The organism is Xanthomonas sp. LF06-19 (assembly GCF_034105425.1).
GTDB lineage: Bacteria > Pseudomonadota > Gammaproteobacteria > Xanthomonadales > Xanthomonadaceae > Xanthomonas_A > Xanthomonas_A sontii.
In genome coordinates, this window is sequence record NZ_JAXGGH010000005.1 from 141,177 (window position 1) to 158,932 (window position 17,756).

General features: G+C 68.9%; 19 protein-coding genes. 5 read left to right on the forward strand and 14 right to left on the reverse strand.

The window, feature by feature from the left end; translation table 11 throughout:
* Positions 1–126: 126 nt before the first annotated feature.
* Entirely contained in the window at positions 127–1,857 is a 1,731-nt protein-coding gene (locus SLW55_RS11690; protein WP_320745168.1) for a glycoside hydrolase family 9 protein, read from the forward strand.
* Positions 1,858–2,149: 292 nt separating this feature from the next.
* Here SLW55_RS11690 and upp read toward each other — a convergent pair whose 3' ends face one another.
* The 9 genes from upp to SLW55_RS11735 form a co-directional block, all read right to left on the reverse strand.
* Positions 2,150–2,782, reverse strand: coding sequence for a uracil phosphoribosyltransferase (gene upp / locus SLW55_RS11695; RefSeq protein WP_017910423.1), 633 nt, complete (start codon positions 2,780–2,782; stop codon positions 2,150–2,152).
* A gap of 124 nt (positions 2,783–2,906) precedes the next feature.
* Positions 2,907–5,072 (reverse strand): methyl-accepting chemotaxis protein, encoded by a 2,166-nt coding sequence (locus SLW55_RS11700; protein WP_320745169.1) that lies wholly within the window; start codon positions 5,070–5,072, stop codon positions 2,907–2,909.
* A 330-nt stretch (positions 5,073–5,402) separates the two neighbouring features.
* Complete coding sequence (locus SLW55_RS11705) at positions 5,403–5,735, reverse strand: non-heme iron oxygenase ferredoxin subunit (protein ID WP_320745170.1); 333 nt, start codon at positions 5,733–5,735, stop codon at positions 5,403–5,405.
* Positions 5,732–6,268 (reverse strand): GNAT family N-acetyltransferase, encoded by a 537-nt coding sequence (locus tag SLW55_RS11710; protein WP_017913830.1) that lies wholly within the window; start codon positions 6,266–6,268, stop codon positions 5,732–5,734. The genes SLW55_RS11705 and SLW55_RS11710 overlap by 4 nt, the downstream gene beginning before the upstream one ends.
* A gap of 161 nt (positions 6,269–6,429) precedes the next feature.
* Positions 6,430–7,680, reverse strand: coding sequence for a cysteine desulfurase (locus SLW55_RS11715; protein ID WP_320745171.1), 1,251 nt, complete (start codon positions 7,678–7,680; stop codon positions 6,430–6,432).
* Positions 7,677–8,939, reverse strand: coding sequence for a Fe-S cluster assembly protein SufD (gene sufD, locus SLW55_RS11720; RefSeq protein WP_320745172.1), 1,263 nt, complete (start codon positions 8,937–8,939; stop codon positions 7,677–7,679). Before sufD ends, SLW55_RS11715 begins: the two co-directional genes overlap by 4 nt.
* Complete coding sequence (sufC, locus tag SLW55_RS11725; RefSeq protein WP_017909660.1) at positions 8,936–9,703, reverse strand: Fe-S cluster assembly ATPase SufC; 768 nt, start codon at positions 9,701–9,703, stop codon at positions 8,936–8,938. The genes sufD and sufC overlap by 4 nt, the downstream gene beginning before the upstream one ends.
* A 165-nt stretch (positions 9,704–9,868) precedes the next feature.
* Positions 9,869–11,311: a Fe-S cluster assembly protein SufB gene (gene sufB / locus SLW55_RS11730; protein WP_320745173.1), complete on the reverse strand. Its 1,443-nt coding sequence runs from the start codon at positions 11,309–11,311 to the stop codon at positions 9,869–9,871.
* Positions 11,312–11,326: 15 nt separating this feature from the next.
* Positions 11,327–11,785 carry an SUF system Fe-S cluster assembly regulator gene (locus tag SLW55_RS11735; protein ID WP_017913833.1) on the reverse strand — a complete coding sequence of 153 codons (459 nt, stop codon included), beginning with the start codon at positions 11,783–11,785 and terminating at the stop codon, positions 11,327–11,329.
* A gap of 195 nt (positions 11,786–11,980) precedes the next feature.
* On the opposite strand from SLW55_RS11735, the gene SLW55_RS11740 reads away from it, so the two are divergent.
* Entirely contained in the window at positions 11,981–12,448 is a 468-nt protein-coding gene (locus tag SLW55_RS11740) for an SET domain-containing protein-lysine N-methyltransferase (RefSeq protein ID WP_010342011.1), read from the forward strand.
* Between the two features lie 107 nt (positions 12,449–12,555).
* Positions 12,556–13,092 (forward strand): type 1 glutamine amidotransferase domain-containing protein, encoded by a 537-nt coding sequence (locus SLW55_RS11745; RefSeq protein ID WP_267099632.1) that lies wholly within the window; start codon positions 12,556–12,558, stop codon positions 13,090–13,092.
* Between the two features lie 135 nt (positions 13,093–13,227).
* On the opposite strand, the gene SLW55_RS11750 is transcribed toward SLW55_RS11745, so the two are convergent.
* From SLW55_RS11750 to SLW55_RS11770, 5 genes are all read right to left on the reverse strand, one after another.
* Positions 13,228–13,824 carry a DUF1439 domain-containing protein gene (locus SLW55_RS11750; protein ID WP_152237779.1) on the reverse strand — a complete coding sequence of 199 codons (597 nt, stop codon included), beginning with the start codon at positions 13,822–13,824 and terminating at the stop codon, positions 13,228–13,230.
* Positions 13,825–13,912: 88 nt separating this feature from the next.
* Positions 13,913–14,212 (reverse strand): DUF3861 family protein, encoded by a 300-nt coding sequence (locus SLW55_RS11755; protein WP_010342007.1) that lies wholly within the window; start codon positions 14,210–14,212, stop codon positions 13,913–13,915.
* A 94-nt stretch (positions 14,213–14,306) separates the two neighbouring features.
* Entirely contained in the window at positions 14,307–14,873 is a 567-nt protein-coding gene (locus tag SLW55_RS11760; RefSeq protein WP_152239153.1) for a M23 family metallopeptidase, read from the reverse strand.
* A 4-nt stretch (positions 14,874–14,877) separates the two neighbouring features.
* A complete protein-coding gene (locus tag SLW55_RS11765) occupies positions 14,878–15,582 on the reverse strand; it encodes a tellurite resistance TerB family protein (protein ID WP_267084796.1) in 705 nt (234 codons plus the stop codon).
* Between the two features lie 143 nt (positions 15,583–15,725).
* Positions 15,726–16,124 carry an HU family DNA-binding protein gene (locus tag SLW55_RS11770; RefSeq protein ID WP_026143706.1) on the reverse strand — a complete coding sequence of 133 codons (399 nt, stop codon included), beginning with the start codon at positions 16,122–16,124 and terminating at the stop codon, positions 15,726–15,728.
* 288 nt (positions 16,125–16,412) lie between these two features.
* Between SLW55_RS11770 and SLW55_RS11775 the strand changes: the two genes are divergently transcribed.
* Together SLW55_RS11775 and SLW55_RS11780 are read left to right on the forward strand one after the other, a co-directional pair.
* Positions 16,413–16,844 carry an OsmC family protein gene (locus tag SLW55_RS11775; RefSeq protein ID WP_017910837.1) on the forward strand — a complete coding sequence of 144 codons (432 nt, stop codon included), beginning with the start codon at positions 16,413–16,415 and terminating at the stop codon, positions 16,842–16,844.
* A 221-nt stretch (positions 16,845–17,065) separates the two neighbouring features.
* Positions 17,066–17,671, forward strand: coding sequence for a glycine zipper 2TM domain-containing protein (locus tag SLW55_RS11780; protein ID WP_017916410.1), 606 nt, complete (start codon positions 17,066–17,068; stop codon positions 17,669–17,671).
* Positions 17,672–17,756: the final 85 nt, after the last annotated feature.

Consider the following 17,756-nt stretch of genomic DNA (forward strand, 5'->3'; position numbering starts at 1 on the left):
GACGCCTCACTGACGGCGCTGTCAGAAACGCAGCATGCGGCCGTCCAACGCCGCGTCTTGAACCGCTGCCAGCGCGTCCGCAACGTGGCGCTTGCAGCCGTCATCATGGCCGGCCAGTATCGGCGCATGAAGCTGCCCCATGCCCTGTCCTGCCTGTTCCTCGCCTGCCTGTTGCTGGGCGGCTGCACCTCGCATGCCGACACCACCGTGCCGTCGCCGATCCGCCTGAACCAGGTCGGTTTCCTGCCTGCCGCGAGCAAGCTGGCGGTGGTGCCGGATGGGCATGGCGACGCGTTCTCAATTGTGCGCGCCGACAGAGACGAGGTGGTGCTGCGCGGCACCCTCGGCGCCGCCGCGGCATGGCCGCCGGCGCAGCAGACCGTGCGCATCGCCGATTTCTCCGCGTTGCGCACGCCGGGGCGCTACCGCCTGCAGGTCGACGGCCTGCCGCCCTCGGACAGCTTCGCCATCGGCGAAGACGCCTACAACGCGCTATCGCGCGCCGCGCTCAAGGCCTATTACTACAACCGCGCCAGCACCGCGCTGGACGGCACTTACGCCGGCCGCCACGCGCGCGCTGCCGGCCATCCCGACGACCACGTGCTGGTGCATGCCTCGGCGGCCTCGCCGGAGCGCCCGGCCGGTACCGTGATCGCCGCGCCCAAGGGTTGGTACGACGCCGGCGACTACAACAAGTACGTGGTCAGCTCCGGCATCACCGTCTATACCCTGCTGGCCGCCTACGAACAGTTCCCCGCCTACTTCAGCGCGCACCCGGAAGGCATTCCCGACAGCGGCGGCGACGTGCCGGACATCCTGCGCGAGGTCGACTGGAACCTGCAGTGGCTGCTGGCGATGCAGGATCCGCACGACGGCGGCGTGTACCACAAGCTCACCAACCTGGACTTCGCCGGCATGCAGATGCCGGACCAGGCGCGCGCGCCGCGCTACGTGGTGCAGAAGAGCACCGCGGCCACGCTCGACTTCGCCGCGGTGATGGCCCAGGCCAGCCGCATCTACGCGCCGTACGACGCGCAGTTCGGCGGCATCTCCAAGCGCATGCTGGAGGCGTCGCGGCGCGCGTGGGCCTGGGCGCAGGCGCATCCGGACGTGGCCTACCGGCAGCCGGACGACGTGCACACCGGCGCCTACGACGACACCGAGTTCGACGACGAGTTCGCCTGGGCCGCGACCGAGTTGTATCTGGCCACCGCCGACGACGCCTTCTACGAGGCGGCGATGGCGCGCAAGGTGCCGGCCAGCGTGCCCGACTGGCGCCAGGTCGGCGGGCTGGCGTGGATGTCGCTGGCGCAGCACCGCGCGCGGCTGACCCCGCGTGCCGACCAGGCGCGCATCGCCGACGAGATCGAGGGCCTGGCCGATCACCTGGTGCAGGTGTGGCAGGGCTCGGCCTGGCGCGTGACCATGCGCGACGCCGATTTCCACTGGGGCAGCAACGCCACCGCGATGAACCAGGCGATGATGCTGCTGCAGGCCTACCAGTTGCAGCACAAGCCCGAATACCTGCAGGCCGCGCAGTCGCAGCTGGACTACGTGCTCGGCCGCAACCCGCTGGGCATGTCCTTCGTCACCGGCATCGGCGCGCGCTCGCCGATGCACATCCACCATCGCATCTCCATCGCCGACGGCGTCGCCACGCCGGTGCCGGGATGGCTGGTGGGCGGTCCGCAGCCGGGGCAGCAGGACGCCGACGCGTGCAAGCACGCCTACACGTCGTCGCTGCCGGCGCTGTCGTACCTGGACAAGGAATGCAGCTACGCCACCAACGAAGTGGCGATCAACTGGAATGCGCCGCTGGTGTACGTGAGCGCCGCGTTGCAGGTGCTGCAGCGCTGATGCCGGACGGCGCGGATGGCGCCGCTTAGGGCGTGTCACCGATTCCCGAGTATGCCGCGTTGGGTCTGGCAGGCGCGCTGCCGGCGTTGCGTGGCGCTGCGCCTGACTGGCCGTCAGGTCAAGCCGCGCGGCGCCGGCAGCGCGCCTGCCAAGCCCAACCCGAAGGGCCGCGATTGCGCGCGCCCATGGCCGCGTTATCGCTCGGGCGTGGACGCACATCCACTTCCTCGTTCTTCCTTGCCACAGGCATGCGCAACCGCGGCGCGGCATGCTCGGGGATTGATGACACGCCCTAGCCCAGACGGGTGCCGAAGATGCGGTCGCCGGCGTCGCCCAGACCTGGCAGGATGTAGCCCTTCTCGTTGAGATGGTCGTCGATGGCGGCGGTGTACACCTCCACGTCCGGGTGCGCCGCTTCCAGGGCCTGCAGGCCTTCCGGCGCGGCGACCAGGAAGATGCCCTTGATCCGCCGCGCGCCGGCGCGCTTGAGCATGTCCACGGTGGCGATGAGGGTGCCGCCGGTGGCCAGCATCGGATCCAGGATCAGCGCGTCGCGCTCCTCCAGTCGTCCGGTGAGACGTTCGAAATAGGGCACCGGCTGCAGCGTCTCCTCGTCGCGCTGCAAGCCGACCACGCTGACCCGCGCGGCGGGAATCAGCGCCAGCACGCCCGGCAGCATGCCCAGTCCCGCGCGCAGGATCGGCACCAGGGTGATCTTGGCGCCGGCGATGCGCTGCACCTGGGTCGGGCCGGCCCAACCCTCCATGGTGTGGGTCTCGGTCTCCAGGTCGGCGGTGGCCTCGTAGCCGAGCAGGGTGCCCAGCTCGGTGACCAGTTCGCGGAAGCCCTTGGTGCTCAGCGCCGCGTCGCGCAACAGGCCGATCTTGTGCTGTACCAGCGGGTGACGGACTTCGACGATCTTCATGGGCGCGCTCGCGAGGGGGAGGCGCACAGTGTGCCGCAGCCGGCTCCGGCGCCGCCAGGTGTGGGCGCCAGCGCGCGGCGGGTGACGCGCCGGGAAGGCGCATCACCCGCCGTGCCGAGGTGACTCAGGCCGCGGGGTCGAGCATCTCGGCCGCACGCGTGCGTGGCGCTGTTGCGCTGCGCATCGCGGTACTGCGGGTGTCGATCTTGAACAGCGCCACCGCCTGGGTGAGTTGGCCGGCCTGGTCTTCCATCGAGCGCGCCGCCGCCGTGGCTTCCTCCACCAGCGCCGCGTTCTGCTGGGTGGCCTCGTCCATCTGGGTGACGGTCTGGTTGACCTGCTCGATGCCCGCCGACTGTTCCTGCGACGCCGCCGAGATCTCGCCCATGATGTCGGTCACCCGCTGCACCGAGCCCACGATCTCCTGCATGGTCTTGCCGGCCTGGTCGACCAGGGCAGATCCCTCGGCAACGCGGCCGACCGACTCGTCGATCAGCGTCTTGATCTCCTTGGCGGCGTTGGCCGAGCGCTGCGCCAGGGTCCTGACTTCGGTGGCGACGACCGCGAAGCCGCGGCCCTGGTCGCCGGCGCGGGCGGCTTCGACCGCGGCGTTGAGTGCCAGGATGTTGGTCTGGAAGGCGATGCCGTCGATCACCGAGATGATGTCGGCGATCTTCTTCGACGAGGCCTCGATGCCGCTCATGGTTTCGACCACCTGGCCCACCACCATGCCGCCCTGCGAGGCCACCGAGGCGGCACCGACCGCCAACTGGTTGGCCTGGCGGGCGTGTTCGGCGTTCTGGCGCACGGTCGAGGTCAACTCTTCCATCGAGGCCGCGGTTTCCTCCAGGCTGGCGGCCTGCTGCTCGGTGCGGCGCGACAGGTCGTCGTTGCCGCTGGCGATCTCGCCGGCGGCGGCGCTGATGCTGCTGGCCGCGGTCTGGATGCGCGCGACGATGCCGGTCAACTGGTCGGTGGTGGCGTTGGCGTCCTCGCGCATCCGTGCGAACACGCCGTGGAAGTCGCCATGCATGCGGGTGGTGAGGTCGCCGGCAGCGATGGACTGCAGCAACGCCGACAGCTTGCCCAGATTGACGTCGCTGACCTCCATCATCGCGTTGAGGTCCTGCACCATCAGGCGGAAGTCGTGCTGGAAGCGCGCGGCATCGCCGCGGGCGCTGAAGTCGCCGGCCGCCGCTGCGGCGGCCAGGCGCTTGATCTCGGTATTGATCGCCAGCAGGCTGGCCTTGGCCGCATCCATCGACTCGTGCAGCACCGCACGGCTGCCGGGCAGGCGGCGCGCATCGCGGCGCAGATCGCCGTTGGCGTATTCGTTGAGGATCTCGACCGCCTCGACGATGGCGTCCAGGTGCTCGAACATCATGGTGTTGATGCCCTTGCTCAGTTCGCCGTACACGCCGGGGAAGTCCTGCGGCATGCGGTGGCTGATGTCCTTGTCGGCATGCAGCTCAATCATCAAGGCGGTTTCGCGGGAGAAGCGCTGCAACTGGGTCTGCATGCGGCCCATCGCGACCAAAAGGCGGCCGGGCTCGTCGCGCGCGTCGGTGGCCACGTCGTTGTCCAGGCGGCCCTCGGCGATGGCTTCGGCGGCGCGGGTGGCGCGGGCCAGCGGCACGGTCAGGCTGCGGGTGATCAGCCAGGCCAGCAGGCTGCTGACCAACACCACGGCCAGGCCGCCGGCGATCAGCAGGAAGCGGCCGCGCGCCATCACCGCGGTCGCGTCGGCATAGGCCTGTTCGCCGTTGTGGCGCTGCCATCCGGCGTAGGCGCCGATCGCCTCGCGCCAACGTTGAGTCGCCGGCGCGGCCTGCTGCAGCAGCACCTTCATCGCCTCGTCGGACTTGTAGGTCAGGCCCAGTTCCAGCACTTGCTGGTTGACCTCGCTCGCCTGCGCGTAGGTCCGGTTCATCTGCTCGCGCAAGGCGCGCTCGCGCGCGCTGGTGGCGGGGATGGCGAACAGCTTGGTGCAGTATTCGCGATAACGGCGCAGTTCCGTCACCATGATCTTGGCGAAGGCGATGTTCTCTTCCTGCGTGGTCGGCAGCACGATGTTGCGCAACTGGATGCCGATGTCCGAGCTGGCATCGAGCATTTCGTTGCTATAGACGATGCTGGACACGGTGCGGCGGGCGACGGTGTCCAACTGGCTGCGCGCCTGCGACAGGGTGACCAGGCCGCCGACCACCAGCCCGCAGGACAGCAGGATGAGCAGGCCGAACGCGATGGAGAGGCGTCTGGAGACGTTAAAGCGGTGCAGAAGAGCGGTCATGCTCTGGTCCTAGCAAGGGGGGATGGGAGTACCAGGGGTGGTCGCGTAAATAGCCGATACGAAATGCAATGGATATTTCACGTAATCGTGACGAAGTTGCATATTCGTCTACATCGTCTCCCCTTAGCGGCCGAGGGATCGGGATCTTGAATCGGATCGATCGAGATGGCCTTTCCATCCCGGTTGCCGCCTTGCCGGCGCGCACGCACAACGTGCCAGCAAGCGTTGCGCTTGCTGCAGGTAAGGGAGCTTGATGTGGCGATCGCCGTGAGCGGCGCTGCAGAGATGGCGAAGGCGGTCAGCGCCGGTTCGCGACGAAAACGCGTGGCCTCAACCGCGGTCGTCGCGGGTCCACAGCCCACCGTGTTCGGACTTCACCGGAAACTTCGGCACCGGGCCGTAGGCCGGCGCGCACAGCGCGCGACCGTCGCGCACGTCGAAGCGGGCGCCGTGCAGCACGCACTCGATGCTGCCGGCAGCAGGGTCGAAGGTGCCGGGGGACAGCTCGTAGTCCTCGTGGCTGCAGCGGTCTTCCAGCGCAAAGAACTGGCCATCGAAGTTGAACACCACGATCGGCGTGTCGGTCACTTCGTCCCACACCGTCTTCATTTCGCCGGGCGCCAGTTCGCCGTCGGCGCAGACGAAGGTCCAGGTCTCGCTCATGCGGCACCGCCCAGCGGCTTTTCCAGCACCTCGAAACGCAGGTCGTCGCGGCGGGGCAGGCCGAAGCGCGCATCGCCGTACGGAAACGGCTTCTTGATGCCGGTACGGCGATAGCCGCGGCGCTCGTAGAAGGCGATGAGTTCCTCGCGCAGATCGATCACGGTCATCCGCATCAGCGGCAACCGCCATTCCTGCCAGGCGATGCGTTCGGCCTCGGCCAGCACGGTCTTGCCCAGGCCGCTGCCCTGCGCCTGCGGCTGCACCGAGAACATGCCGAAATAGCCGGCACCGTCCTCGTCGGCGACATGCGCGCAGGCGATCAATTCGCCATCGCGCTCTGCCAGCAACACCAGGCTGCGCGGACGCAGGATGTCGGCGCGCAGCACCTCGCGGTCGATGCGGTTGCCGTCGAGCAGGTCGGCTTCGGTGGTCCAGCCGACGCGGCTGCTGTCGCCGCGATAGGCCGAGGTGACCAGGGCGGCGATGGCGTCGAGATCGTCGACGGTGGCGGTGCGGAAGGTGAGGGTGTGCATGGGCCGATTCTAGGGCGTACCGCCGGGAATGGGGAATGGTGAATCGGGAATCGAAATGCGCGCTCTCAAGGAGGCGAGGACACCTCTTGCCCGCTAGGCACAGTCCGTGCGTGGAGCGCTTTGCCGATTCCCGATTCCCTACTCCCGATTCCCAGCTTCAATCACCCCAACAACGTCCGCACCTTCCGCAACGCCGCCACGAAACGCTCGATCTCGGCGTGCGTGTTGTAGAACGCCAGCGAGGCGCGGCAGGTGGCGGCGACGCCGTAGAACTGCAGCAGGGGGTGCGCGCAGTGCTGGCCGGAACGCACCGCCACGCCTTCCAGGTCGAGCAGGGTGGCAAGGTCGTGGGCGTGGGCGCCCTCGATCAGGAACGAGACCACAGCGGCCTTGCCCGGTGCGGTACCGAACAGGCGCAGGCCGTCGATCCGCTGCAGTTCCTCGGTGAGGTGCGCGAGCAGTTCGGTCTCGCGCGCTTCCACGTGCTGCAGCCCGATCCCCTGCAGATAGTCCACCGCCGCGCCGAGGCCGACGAAACCGGCGATGTTGGGGGTGCCGGCCTCGAACTTGTGCGGCGGGTCGTTGAACACGGTGCCGTCGAAGCTGACTTCCTTGATCATCTCGCCGCCGCCCAGGAACGGCGGCATCGCCTGCAGGTGCTCGCGCCGCGCCCACAGCGCGCCGGTACCGGTCGGGCCGCACATCTTGTGGCCGGTGATGGCGTAGAAGTCGCAGCCGATCGCGGCCACGTCCAGTGGCCGGTGCGGCGCGGCCTGCGAGCCGTCGATGACGCTGACGATGCCGCGCTTGCGCGCCTCGCGGCAGATCTCGCGCACCGGGTTGACCGTGCCCAGCACGTTGGAGACATGGGCCAGGGCCAGCAGCTTGACGTCGGCGGTCATCGCCGCGCGCAACGCGTCCAGGTCCAGCGCGCCGTCGGCGGTGATCTCGGCGACCTTGATCGTGGCGCCGGTGCGCTGCGCGACCAGTTGCCAGGGCACGATGTTGGCGTGGTGTTCCATGCGCGACACCAGGATGGTGTCGCCGGCACGCAGCCGCGGCAATGCCCACGAGTACGCCACCAGGTTCAGCGCGAAGGTGGCGCCGCTGCACAGCACCAGTTCGTCGGCGCGCACGTTGAGGAAGCGCGCCAGCCGGGTCCGTGCGCCTTCGTAGGCCTCGGTGGCCTCGCTGCCGAGCGCGTGCACGGCACGGCTGACGTTGGCGTTGTGGCGGCGGTAGAACGCGTCGGTCGCCGCGATCACCTGCAGCGGTTTCTGCCCGGTGTTGGCGTTGTCGAAGTACACCAGCGGCTTGCCGTGCACTTCCCGCATCAGCAGCGGGAAGTCGCGGCGGACCGCGTCCCAGTCCGGCGCCTGCGGCGTGACGGTATGCGCGGCGGGCCCGTTCATGCCACGCCTGCGGCGCTGAGCGCCCGCTCCAGCCGTGCCAGCAGGCCTTCGCCCAGCACCGGTTCCAGCGTGCCGACCGGCTCGCGGCAGAACGCGGCGGTCAGCAGTTGCTGGGCGCGTTCCTGCGGCAGCCCGCGCGAGCGCAGGTAGAACAGCGCATTGGCATCGAGCTGGCCGACGGTGGCGCCGTGCGCCGCCTTGACCTCGTCGGCGTCGATCACCAGCACCGGCTGGGTGTCGATCTCGGCGTCGGCGGACAGCAGCAGGTTCTTGTTCGACAGCGCCGCGTCGGTGCCGTCGGCACCGTGGCGGATATGAATGCCACCATGGAAGGCCACGCGGCTGCGCCCGGTGGCGACGCTGCGCCACAGCAGTTCGCAGGCGGTGTCGCGGGCGATGTGCTCGATGCCCAGGCGGGTATCGAGCTGGCGCCGGCCGTTGCCGAGCAGCACGCCATTGGCGACCAGCCGGGCGTTGTCGCCCTCCAGGCGCACATTCAGTTCGTGCCGGACCAGCGCGCCGCCCAGTTCCAGGTCCACGCGCCGGTACTGCGCGTCGCGCGCCAGCACCGCATCGGTGCGCAGCAGTGCGGTGACGCCGGCGGCCTCGTCCTGCACGCGGGCGTGGGTCAGTTGCGCGCCGGCGGCCAGGTGCACGTGCGCCAGGCTGTTGCTCAGGTGCGCGGCATCGCCGGCATGCAGGTGATGCTCGACCACGGCCAGCGCCGCGTCCTGGCGCAGTTCGATCAGGTGGCGATGGTGCCAGGCCAGGTCGGCCTCTGCGGCCGTGGAGACGAACACCAGGTGCAGCGGCAGTTCCACGCGCACGCCGGCGTCCACCCGCAGCACGCTGCCTTCGTCGGCGAGGGCGGCGTTGAGCTGGGCGAACACCTCGTCGCTGCGCTCGAAGCGGCGGCCGAGGAAGCGCATGGCAGCGTCGCCGCTGCGCAGAATGGTCGACAGCCGCTGCAGCTCCACCCCGGCCGGCAGGCCGCTCAGATCCGACAGCGCATCGCTGGCGCGGCCGTTGACGAACACCAGGCGCGGCGCCGGGATACCGTCGAGCAAGGCCGCGTCCACCGCCGGCGCGTTCTGTGGTGCAGGCGCGAAGCTGCGCCGTTCCAGTGCGCGCAGCGAGGTGTACTTCCAGGCTTCGCTGCGCGTGCCGGGCAGGCCGTCGCGCAGCGCCTGCTCCAGCGGCGCGCGGCGTGCGGCATCGCCGTGGAACGCGGCGGCCAGCGAGTCGAGCAGGGCGCTCATTGCACGGCCGCCTCGGGCGCCACGCGCTCCTTCAGCCAGGCATAACCGTGCGCTTCCAGCTCCAGCGCCAGCTCGGGGCCGCCGGTCTGCACGATGCGGCCGTCGGCCAGCACATGCACCACGTCCGGCTTGATGTAGTCGAGCAGGCGCTGGTAGTGGGTGATCACCACGAACGCGCGCTCCGGCGAGCGCAGCGCGTTGACGCCTTCGGCCACGGTCTTGAGCGCGTCGATGTCCAGGCCGCTGTCGGTCTCGTCGAGGATCGCCAGCTTCGGCTCCAGCACCGCCAGCTGGAAGATCTCGTTGCGCTTCTTCTCGCCGCCGGAGAAGCCCTCGTTGACGCCGCGGTGCAGCAGTTCGTCCTTCAGGTGCAGCACCGCCAGCTTCTGCCGGACCAGCTTGAGGAACTGCATCGAATCCAGCTCGGCCTCGCCACGCGCCTTGCGCTGCGCGTTGAGCGCGGCGCGCAGGAAGTAGGTGTTGTTCACGCCGGGGATTTCCACCGGGTACTGGAAGGCCAGGAACAGGCCGGCAGCGGCGCGCTCCTCCGGTTCCAGTTCGAGCAGGTCGGCATCGTCGAAGCGCACGCTGCCGTTGGTGACTTCATAGCCGTCGCGGCCGGCCAGCACGTTGCCCAGGGTGGACTTGCCGGCGCCGTTGGGGCCCATGATGGCGTGCACTTCGCCGGGCTTCACCTGCAGCGACAGGCCCTTGAGGATGTCCTTGCCGGCGACGGAGGCGTGGAGGTTTTCTATGGTGAGCATGGGATGGTCCGTCAGAATTCTTTGATGTAGCCCCTCTCCCACCGGGAGAGGGGTTGGGGTGAGGGAGCGGTGCGAAGCATCTCGCGGGTTTGGGTGTGCGAGGCTGCGCACGTACCCTCATCCGGCGCTTCGCGCCACCTTCTCCCAGAGGGAGAAGGAAAGGCGTCAGCCGACCGAGCCTTCGAGCGAGACTTCCAGCAGCTTCTTGGCTTCCACCGCAAACTCCATCGGCAGTTCGCGGAACACCTGCTTGCAGAAGCCGTCGACGATCATCGATACCGCGTTCTCCTGGTCGATGCCGCGGGCACGACAGTAAAACAGTTGGTCGTCGCTGATCTTGGAGGTGGTGGCCTCGTGTTCGACGGTGGCGGTGGGGTGGCGCACCTCGATGTACGGGAAGGTGTGCGCGCCGCACTGCTTGCCGATCAGCAGCGAGTCGCACTGGGTGTAGTTGCGCGCGCCCTCGGCGCTGCGCTCCACCTTGACCAGACCGCGGTAGGTGTTCTGCCCGCGGCCGGCGCTGATGCCCTTGCTGACGATCTTACTCTTGGTGCGCTTGCCGACGTGGATCATCTTGGTGCCGGTGTCGGCCTGCTGGCGGTGATGGGTCAGCGCCACCGAGTGGAACTCGCCCACCGAGTCGTCGCCCAGCAGCACGCACGAGGGGTACTTCCAGGTGATCGCCGAACCGGTCTCGACCTGGGTCCAGGTGATCTTGCTGCGCGCGCCGCGGCACTCGCCGCGCTTGGTCACGAAGTTGTAGATGCCGCCGCGGCCTTCCTCGTCGCCCGGGTACCAGTTCTGCACGGTGGAGTACTTGATCTCCGCGTCTTCCAGCACCACCAGCTCGACCACCGCCGCGTGCAACTGGTTCTCGTCGCGCATCGGCGCGGTGCAGCCTTCCAGGTAGGACACGTAGGCCTTGTCCTCGCACACGATCAGGGTGCGCTCGAACTGGCCGGTGTGGCCGGCGTTGATGCGGAAATAGGTGCTCAGCTCCATCGGGCAGCGCACGCCCTTGGGGATGAACACGAAGCTGCCGTCGGAGAACACCGCCGAGTTGAGCGCGGCGAAGAAGTTGTCGCCGACCGGCACCACACTGCCCAGGTACTGCCTGACCAGCTCCGGGTGTTCCTTGATCGCCTCGGACATCGAGCAGAAGATCACGCCCTTCTCGGCCAGTTCCTTGCGGAAGGTGGTGCCGACCGAGACCGAGTCGAACACCGCGTCCACCGCCACGCCGGCCAGCTTGGCGCGCTCGTGCAGCGGCACGCCGAGCTTGTCGTAGGTGTCCAGCAGCTCCTTCGGCACCTCGTCCAGCGAGGCGTACTTCGGGCCCTTGGGTGCGGAGTAGTAGCTCAGCGCCTGGAAGTCGATCGGCGCGATGTCCAGCTTGGCCCAGTGCGGCATCGGCATCTTCAGCCAGTGCCGGTAGGCGGCCAGGCGCCATTCGGTCATCCATTCCGGCTCGTCCTTCTTTACGGACAGGGCGCGCACGACGTCCTCGTTCAGGCCGGGCAGGAACGAATCGGATTCGATGTCGGTGATGAAGCCGGCGTCGTAGCGACGTCCCAGCCGTTCCAGGATTTCAGCGTTTTCGGTGGCCATGGGGCTGCCTACAGGTCAGGTGGTCGCGAACCGCACGGCGATGGGACGCCGTTTCGGATCGCCGGAGGGGGGGAGGGGGTGGAGCATCTGCGCCAGGGTCACGCCGCGCAGCGCGTCGGCGACCACGTCGTTGATCAGCCGCCAGTTGGAGCGCACGCCACAGGTCTGGGCGATGCTGCACTGGCTGCCGTGGTGGCTGCATTCGGTGATCGCCAGCGGGCCTTCCATCGCCTCGACGATCTGGATCAGGGTGATGGCGTCGGCCGGGCGTGCCAGCCGGTAGCCGCCGCGCACGCCGCGCAGGCCCTCGACCAGGCCGGCCTGGGCCAGCGGCTTGAGCAGCTTGCTGACCGTGGGCGGCTCCAGACCGGCCTGTTCGGCCAGTTCGGTCGCGCTCAACACTTCGTTCGGACGCGCGGCGAGCACGGTCAGCACGACGGTGGCGTAATCGGTGAGCTTGGTGACGCGGAGCATGGCGACACGGTGGTTTTTCAATGCGGACCGAAATTGTACTCTTTTGCGCCGCAGCGTCCAACCGGGCCATTCATCTCTTATTTCGATCGGTACGATCGGGCCGGAGCGGGGACGCGGTCGGCGGGCCGGCACGCACGGGCTTGGGATCGCGGGCGATGTGCGCCAGAATCTAGGCTTTCCTGTCCGGATCGCCGCATGCCCCGCAAGATCGCCGCCCGCAAGTCCCGCATCCATGGCAACGGCGTGTTCGCCGTGCTGCCGCTCAAGAAAGGCGAGCGGGTCATCGAATACAAGGGCCGCCGCCGCAGCCACGCCGAAGTCGACCGCGACGAGGCCGGCGACGTCGAGACCGGGCACACCTTCCTGTTCACCCTCAGCGACGACTACGTGATCGACGCCAACTACGAGGGCAACGACGCGCGCTGGATCAACCACAGCTGTGCGCCGAACTGCGAAGCGGTGATCGTCGAGGCCGAGGGCGATGACCGCCGCAAGGACAAGGTGGTGATCGAGGCGTTGCGCGACATCAAGCCCGGCGAAGAACTCACCTACAACTACGGCATCACCCTGGCCGAGCGGCACACGCCACGGCTGAAGAAGATTTGGGAATGCCGCTGCGGCGCCAAGAACTGCACCGGCACCATGCTGCAGCCCAAGCGCTGAGGTCGCGTCCAGCCGTGCACGCCGCGCCGACGCGCGGTTCACGGCACTGCCACCGGCGCGTTTCTACGGTGGGACTCCCCCTACTCGAGGAGTGTCCCGTGAGCGCAATGCCTTCCCTTGCCGGCAAGCAGGTGGCTGTCCTGGCCACCGACGGTTTCGAACAGTCGGAACTGCAGGAATCCAAGCGCCTGCTCGAATCCTGGGGCGCCCAGGTCGACGTGATCGCGCCGGGCGACGCCAGCAGCATTCGCGGCTGGAACAAGAAGGACTGGGGCGACAGCGTGCCGGTGGACAAGCGCCTGCAGCAGGCCCAGGCCGGCGACTACGACGCGCTGGTGTTGCCGGGCGGCGTCATCAACCCGGACAGCCTGCGCACCGAGCCGACCGCGATCGCCTTCATCCAGTCCTTCGCCAGCGCCGGCAAGCCGGTGGCGGCGATCTGCCATGGCCCGTGGCTGCTGGCCGAGAGCGGGCTGGTGCGCGACCGCCAGGTGACCTCGTGGCCGTCGCTGAAGACCGACCTGTCCAATGCCGGCGGGCGCTGGGAGGATCAGGAAGTGGTGGTGGACGGCAACCTGATCACCAGCCGCAAGCCGGACGACATCCCGGCGTTCGCGCAGGCGGTGGCCAAGGCGCTGGGCTGAGGCCTGGCGATTCGCCTGCGCCGCCGCGATGGTGGCGGATGTGGGAGCACCTGGGAATAGCAACGGCGGCCGAGGCCGCCGTTGCTGTATGCGCTGCTGGTGGCGGCTGCCGCCGCACCCCGGACGTCGCGCGGGTTACTGCGCGGGAAGCATGCCCGCCGGCACCAGCTTGCCGATGTCCTGGTTGAAGCGCACCACCAGCGCACCGTTCTCCACGCCGGCCGACTGGATCTGCACATCGCCCAGCATCGCGGTCAGGCGCGGATCGAGCTTGTAGATCGGCTCCTTGCGCGCGTAGTCCTCCAGCCAGGCATTGAGCAGCTCACGCGTATTGGCGTCGAGCTTGCCGCCATTGGCAGCCGGGCGGAAATCATCGATGGTCGGGGACTGCAGGTGGAAGCTCTGGCTCTGCTGGTCGTAACGCAGCGCGCTGGTCAGCAGGACCTGGCCCAGTGGCGTCGGCGCGCCGCCGCCGGTGGCCATGCTCAGGTCGAACTGCATCTTCAGGCGATCACCCGGCGGCAGGCTCAGCTTCGGGTCGCGGACGGTCATCTTGAGCAGCCCGCCCAACGCCTTGTGCGTCTGCGGGAAGCTGCTGTCCAGGTAATGCTGCACGTCGGCGGCGCCGACGCTGACCTGATGGCCCTGGATGGTCGGCTCGGCCTGGGCCTGGGTGGCGACGGCGAGCGCCAGCAGCGCCGCCGCGCGCAGGGTGAACTTGCGGAAGATCATCGGGAAGCCCTGGGCGAACGAGAGGAATTCACCATAACGGTGGCCGGTGAATGCGCGATTAGCGGAACCGGCGGCGCGGGGTCATCGCTCAGGCGGCCGGCAGCGCCAGCCGTGCCAGCAGCGCGTCCAGCGCCGGCTGCAGCGGCGCCAGCAGTTCACGCGCCTCTCCCTCGCTGCGCTCGCCGAGGCCGCGCAGCAACTGCGTGCCGACGATCAGCGCGGCGCGCTCGTCGCCGCGCAGTCCGGGCTGGCGCTGTGCCGCCTCGAGCAGGCGCATCCAGTCCTGCCGACAGCGCGCCTCAAGTTCGATGGTGCAGCGGCCCTGGCAGGGCAGGCCGTCGTCCTGGATCGGGGTGACGGTGACGCGATAGCGTTGGGAGGCAGTCATGGCAGTGGCGCACGCGGGGTGTGCCTCCAAGATAGGCGCGCGCGAGCGGCACCACGAGCCTGTCGCTCGCGACGCTCTGTTCCAGTGCGTCCGTTCAGCGTGCCGCGCGCAGCAGCGGCAGCGGATCGTAGGCGCCGCCCTCGGCGTAGACGCCATAGTGCAGGTGCGGCGGCGTGCCGCGCGCGTTGCCGCTGTCGCCCACCGCGCCCAGCGGGTCGCCGGGCTGCACCAGGTCGCCGACCTGCAGCCCCGGTGCCCACGCCTGCAGGTGCGCGTAGTAGTGCCGCTGCCGGGCTGGGCCCAGCACCCAGACCTGGCGGCCGCCGAGGCCGCGGTCGGCGATGGCCACGACGATGCCGCGCGTCGCCGACACCACCGGCGTGCCGCGTCTGGCGAAGATGTCCACGCCGGCGTGCTGGCGGTCGCGCCCACGCGGCGCGCCAAAGGTGGCCGCGATGCGACGGGGATCCACGCCTTCGACCGGCATGTGCAGGGCCGTCGGCGCCGGCGCGCGCGCCAACTCCCAGCCGACGCGCAGGCGCTGCGCCCACGGATGCCGCCAGGCCCAGGCGGCGGCGAGCGCCAGCGCAGCCAGCAACGCCGCACGCAGCACGTCGCGGCGCAGGCGTTGCGCTGGCGAAAGCGTGGGCGTCGCGGCCATGCGCTCAGTCCGCGTGCAGGGCAGCCGCCTGTTGCTGCAGGCGCTGCTTCAGAGCGTCGTCGATGCCGAGCTGCCGCGCCAGCTCGTCCAGGTAGCTGCGCTCCATGAAGCCCTGTTCGTCGGCGGCGAGCAAGCTGGCCAGGTACATTTCCGCGGCCATCTCGGGACTGGTCGACGCGCGCGCCACCTCGGCCGGATCCAGCGGCTTTTCCAGTTCCGCATGCAGCCACTGCTGCACGTCGGCATCGTTGCCGTGGAGGCGGGCGAACTCGCCTTCGATCAGGCGGCGCTCGTGCTCGTCCAGATGGCCATCGGCCTTGGCTGCGCCGACCAGCGCGCGCAGCACCGCCTGGCTGTGCTGCTCGACGTCCAGCGGCGGCAGCCGGTCCAGCGTCTGCGGTTCGGGTGCGGCGGCGCCCAGTTGCTGGCGGCGGTAGTCGCCGTAGGCGCGATAGGCCATCAGCCCCAACGCGGCAAGGCCGCCGTAGGTCGCCAGCTTGCGGGTGGTGCGGTGTTTGCCGAGCAGCAGGCCGAGTGCGCCGCCGCTGAGGGCTCCCTTGCCGAAGTCGGCGTTGAGCAGGCCGCCCAGGCCGCCGGCGCCGGCGTGCGCCGGTGCGGCAGGAGCACCGGTGCCGGTCTTGGCCATGGCCTGGCCGGCGGCGCCCTGCGCCGATTGCAGCAGTTGGTCGAGAAAGCCCTGTAGTTTCATGCAGGTGATCCTGTCGAAGGGAATCACCGGTATAGCGGCCGTCGCCTTAGCGGGCCGTCAACCCAGGTGCGCAGCAGACACAAAAAAAACGAGACGGCCGGGGCCGTCTCGTCGGTGTGCTTGCCTGGATCAGGCGACGCTGCTCAGAGCGCGGCGTCCTTGAGCTTCTTCAGCGGGCGCACCTTGAGCTTGGTGGTGGCCGGCTTGGCGGCGAACCACTGCTCTTCCTTGGTGAACGGGTTGATGCCCTTGCGCTTCGGCTTGGCCGGCACGCTGACGGCGGTGATCTTCAGCAGGCCCGGCAGGGTGAACGAGCCAGCGCCCTTCTTGCTGACCGAACCGGCCACGGCGTGCTCCAGCGAGGCCATCACGGCGCGCACGTCCTTGGCGATCACGCCGCTGGTTTCGGCGATGTGGGCGACGAGCGCGGACTTGCTCAGCACGTCCTTGATCGGCTTGGGAGCGGCCGGCTTGGCGGCAGCCTTGGTCGCTACCTTCTTCACTGCCTTCTTCGGGGCAGCCTTTTTTGCGGTCTTTGCCATGATGTCCTGATTCCGTATTTGGTGGTTTGGGTCGCGCCGACCCCGTCGGCATGGCGAAATGTAGGGCATGTGCTACGCCGCGCCAATAGGCCGGAAGCAAAAAACGCGAATATTCGCCGCGACCGACGCCTTTTTTGCCGAGGACGGCGCCGATGCCGGCACATCCGCGGCGATGCGCCAGGGCATTTTCGCTGCCGCGCGCCGCCGCCGCCGCCTTCGCGCGGAAGCACAAGCCCGTAACGCCGCCTCCCTTATGGTCCGCGCTCCACTCACCGACAGGAGCCTCGCATGGGCATTTCGCGTCACGCCACCGCGCATTGGGAAGGCGATCTCAAGACCGGCCAGGGCCGGTTGAACACACCGCAGAGCGGCCTGCTGGAGAACACCCGCTATGCGTTCAACAGCCGCTTCGGCGACGAGAAGGGCACCAATCCGGAAGAACTGATCGCCGCCGCGCACGCCGGCTGTTTCACCATGGCGCTGTCGGCCAAGCTGACCGAAGCCGGCTTCCCGCCGACCGCGCTGGACACCCGCGCCGATGTCGACCTGTCGATGGAAGGCGGTCCCCAGCTCTCGCAGATCCGGTTGAAGGTCAAGGCCGTGGTGCCCAACATCGACGCCGCGCGCTTCCGCGAAGTGGCCGACGACGCCAAGCAGAATTGCCCGGTGTCCAAGGCGCTGAGCGCGGTGCCGATCAGCCTGGAAGCGGAACTGGGCTGAGGAATCCCCGGCGCGGCCCGGCGGCATGCCGGGCCGCGCGCGTGCGGCGCTACCGATAGCAGGCCAGACGCGTTGCGCCTCTGCACCGTCCCGCGTGGCGTGATCGATTGCTAGCTGTCGCGCCACTAAATGTGCGCGCCACAGCCGTCCCTATTCAGTCTGGTTTCACCGCATCGGATCGAGCATGCAGTCGCGCGATCCACGCGCTTGGAACCATCGCCATGAACAAGCTCTCGACCCGTCTGTTGACCGCTGCGCTCGCTGTAGGCGTCATCGGCTCCGCCGCCGCGCAGGATTACGGTTATACCCGCTACGACGACTACCGCGACCGTGGCTACGCGTCCGGCACCTACGAATATGCGCGCGTGGTGCGCGCCGATCCGATCATGGTGCAGGTCAACGGCCCGCGCGAGACCACCGAGCGCTGTTACGACCGCCCGGCCTCGGGCAGCTACGCCAGCGATTACGGCTACCGCGGTACCGATGGCGGCCGCACCGCCTCGTCGGTGGTCGGCGGCATCGCCGGCGCCGTGCTGGGCAGCCGCGTCGGCGGCGGCAATGGCCGCTTCGTCGGCACCGCCGTCGGCACCATGCTCGGCAGCCTGGCAGGCCGCTCGATCTACGACTCCAATACCCGCGGCTACGGCGGCGGCTACGGCGGCGGCGTGGTCCGCGAATGCGACCCGGTGTCGTATCGGACCGAACGCTACGACCGCGTCGACGGCTACGACGTGACCTACGAATACGGCGGCCGCTACTACCACACCCGCACCGCCTCGCCTCCGGGCGATCGCATCCGCGTCCGTGTCGACGTCCTGCCCGACTGACGTATTGCCCGACTAAAACAAAGGGCGCCTCCTTGCGAGGCGCCCTTTGTTTTTGCGCGTGCGTTCGCGCCCGCGGTGCGGGGCG

Excerpts from the sequence above, each read along its gene's own strand:
- SLW55_RS11735 (WP_017913833.1), bottom strand. The coding sequence starts at position 11,785 with ATGCTCCGCGTCACCAAGCTCACCGATTACGCCACCGTCGTGCTGACC.
- sufD (WP_320745172.1), bottom strand. The coding sequence starts at position 8,939 with ATGAGCGCCCTGCTCGACTCGCTGGCCGCCGCGTTCCACGGCGATGCC.
- sufB (WP_320745173.1), bottom strand. The coding sequence starts at position 11,311 with ATGGCCACCGAAAACGCTGAAATCCTGGAACGGCTGGGACGTCGCTAC.
- sufC (WP_017909660.1), bottom strand. The coding sequence starts at position 9,703 with ATGCTCACCATAGAAAACCTCCACGCCTCCGTCGCCGGCAAGGACATC.
- SLW55_RS11755 (WP_010342007.1), bottom strand. The coding sequence starts at position 14,212 with ATGACTGCCTCCCAACGCTATCGCGTCACCGTCACCCCGATCCAGGAC.
- SLW55_RS11750 (WP_152237779.1), bottom strand. The coding sequence starts at position 13,824 with ATGATCTTCCGCAAGTTCACCCTGCGCGCGGCGGCGCTGCTGGCGCTC.
- SLW55_RS11760 (WP_152239153.1), bottom strand. The coding sequence starts at position 14,873 with ATGGCCGCGACGCCCACGCTTTCGCCAGCGCAACGCCTGCGCCGCGAC.
- SLW55_RS11770 (WP_026143706.1), bottom strand. The coding sequence starts at position 16,124 with ATGGCAAAGACCGCAAAAAAGGCTGCCCCGAAGAAGGCAGTGAAGAAG.
- SLW55_RS11765 (WP_267084796.1), bottom strand. The coding sequence starts at position 15,582 with ATGAAACTACAGGGCTTTCTCGACCAACTGCTGCAATCGGCGCAGGGC.
- SLW55_RS11700 (WP_320745169.1), bottom strand. The coding sequence starts at position 5,072 with ATGACCGCTCTTCTGCACCGCTTTAACGTCTCCAGACGCCTCTCCATC.
- SLW55_RS11745 (WP_267099632.1), top strand. The coding sequence starts at position 12,556 with ATGCCTTCCCTTGCCGGCAAGCAGGTGGCTGTCCTGGCCACCGACGGT.
- SLW55_RS11775 (WP_017910837.1), top strand. The coding sequence starts at position 16,413 with ATGGGCATTTCGCGTCACGCCACCGCGCATTGGGAAGGCGATCTCAAG.
- SLW55_RS11715 (WP_320745171.1), bottom strand. The coding sequence starts at position 7,680 with ATGAACGGGCCCGCCGCGCATACCGTCACGCCGCAGGCGCCGGACTGG.
- SLW55_RS11710 (WP_017913830.1), bottom strand. The coding sequence starts at position 6,268 with ATGCACACCCTCACCTTCCGCACCGCCACCGTCGACGATCTCGACGCC.
- upp (WP_017910423.1), bottom strand. The coding sequence starts at position 2,782 with ATGAAGATCGTCGAAGTCCGTCACCCGCTGGTACAGCACAAGATCGGC.
- SLW55_RS11705 (WP_320745170.1), bottom strand. The coding sequence starts at position 5,735 with ATGAGCGAGACCTGGACCTTCGTCTGCGCCGACGGCGAACTGGCGCCC.
- SLW55_RS11780 (WP_017916410.1), top strand. The coding sequence starts at position 17,066 with ATGAACAAGCTCTCGACCCGTCTGTTGACCGCTGCGCTCGCTGTAGGC.
- SLW55_RS11690 (WP_320745168.1), top strand. The coding sequence starts at position 127 with ATGAAGCTGCCCCATGCCCTGTCCTGCCTGTTCCTCGCCTGCCTGTTG.
- SLW55_RS11740 (WP_010342011.1), top strand. The coding sequence starts at position 11,981 with ATGCCCCGCAAGATCGCCGCCCGCAAGTCCCGCATCCATGGCAACGGC.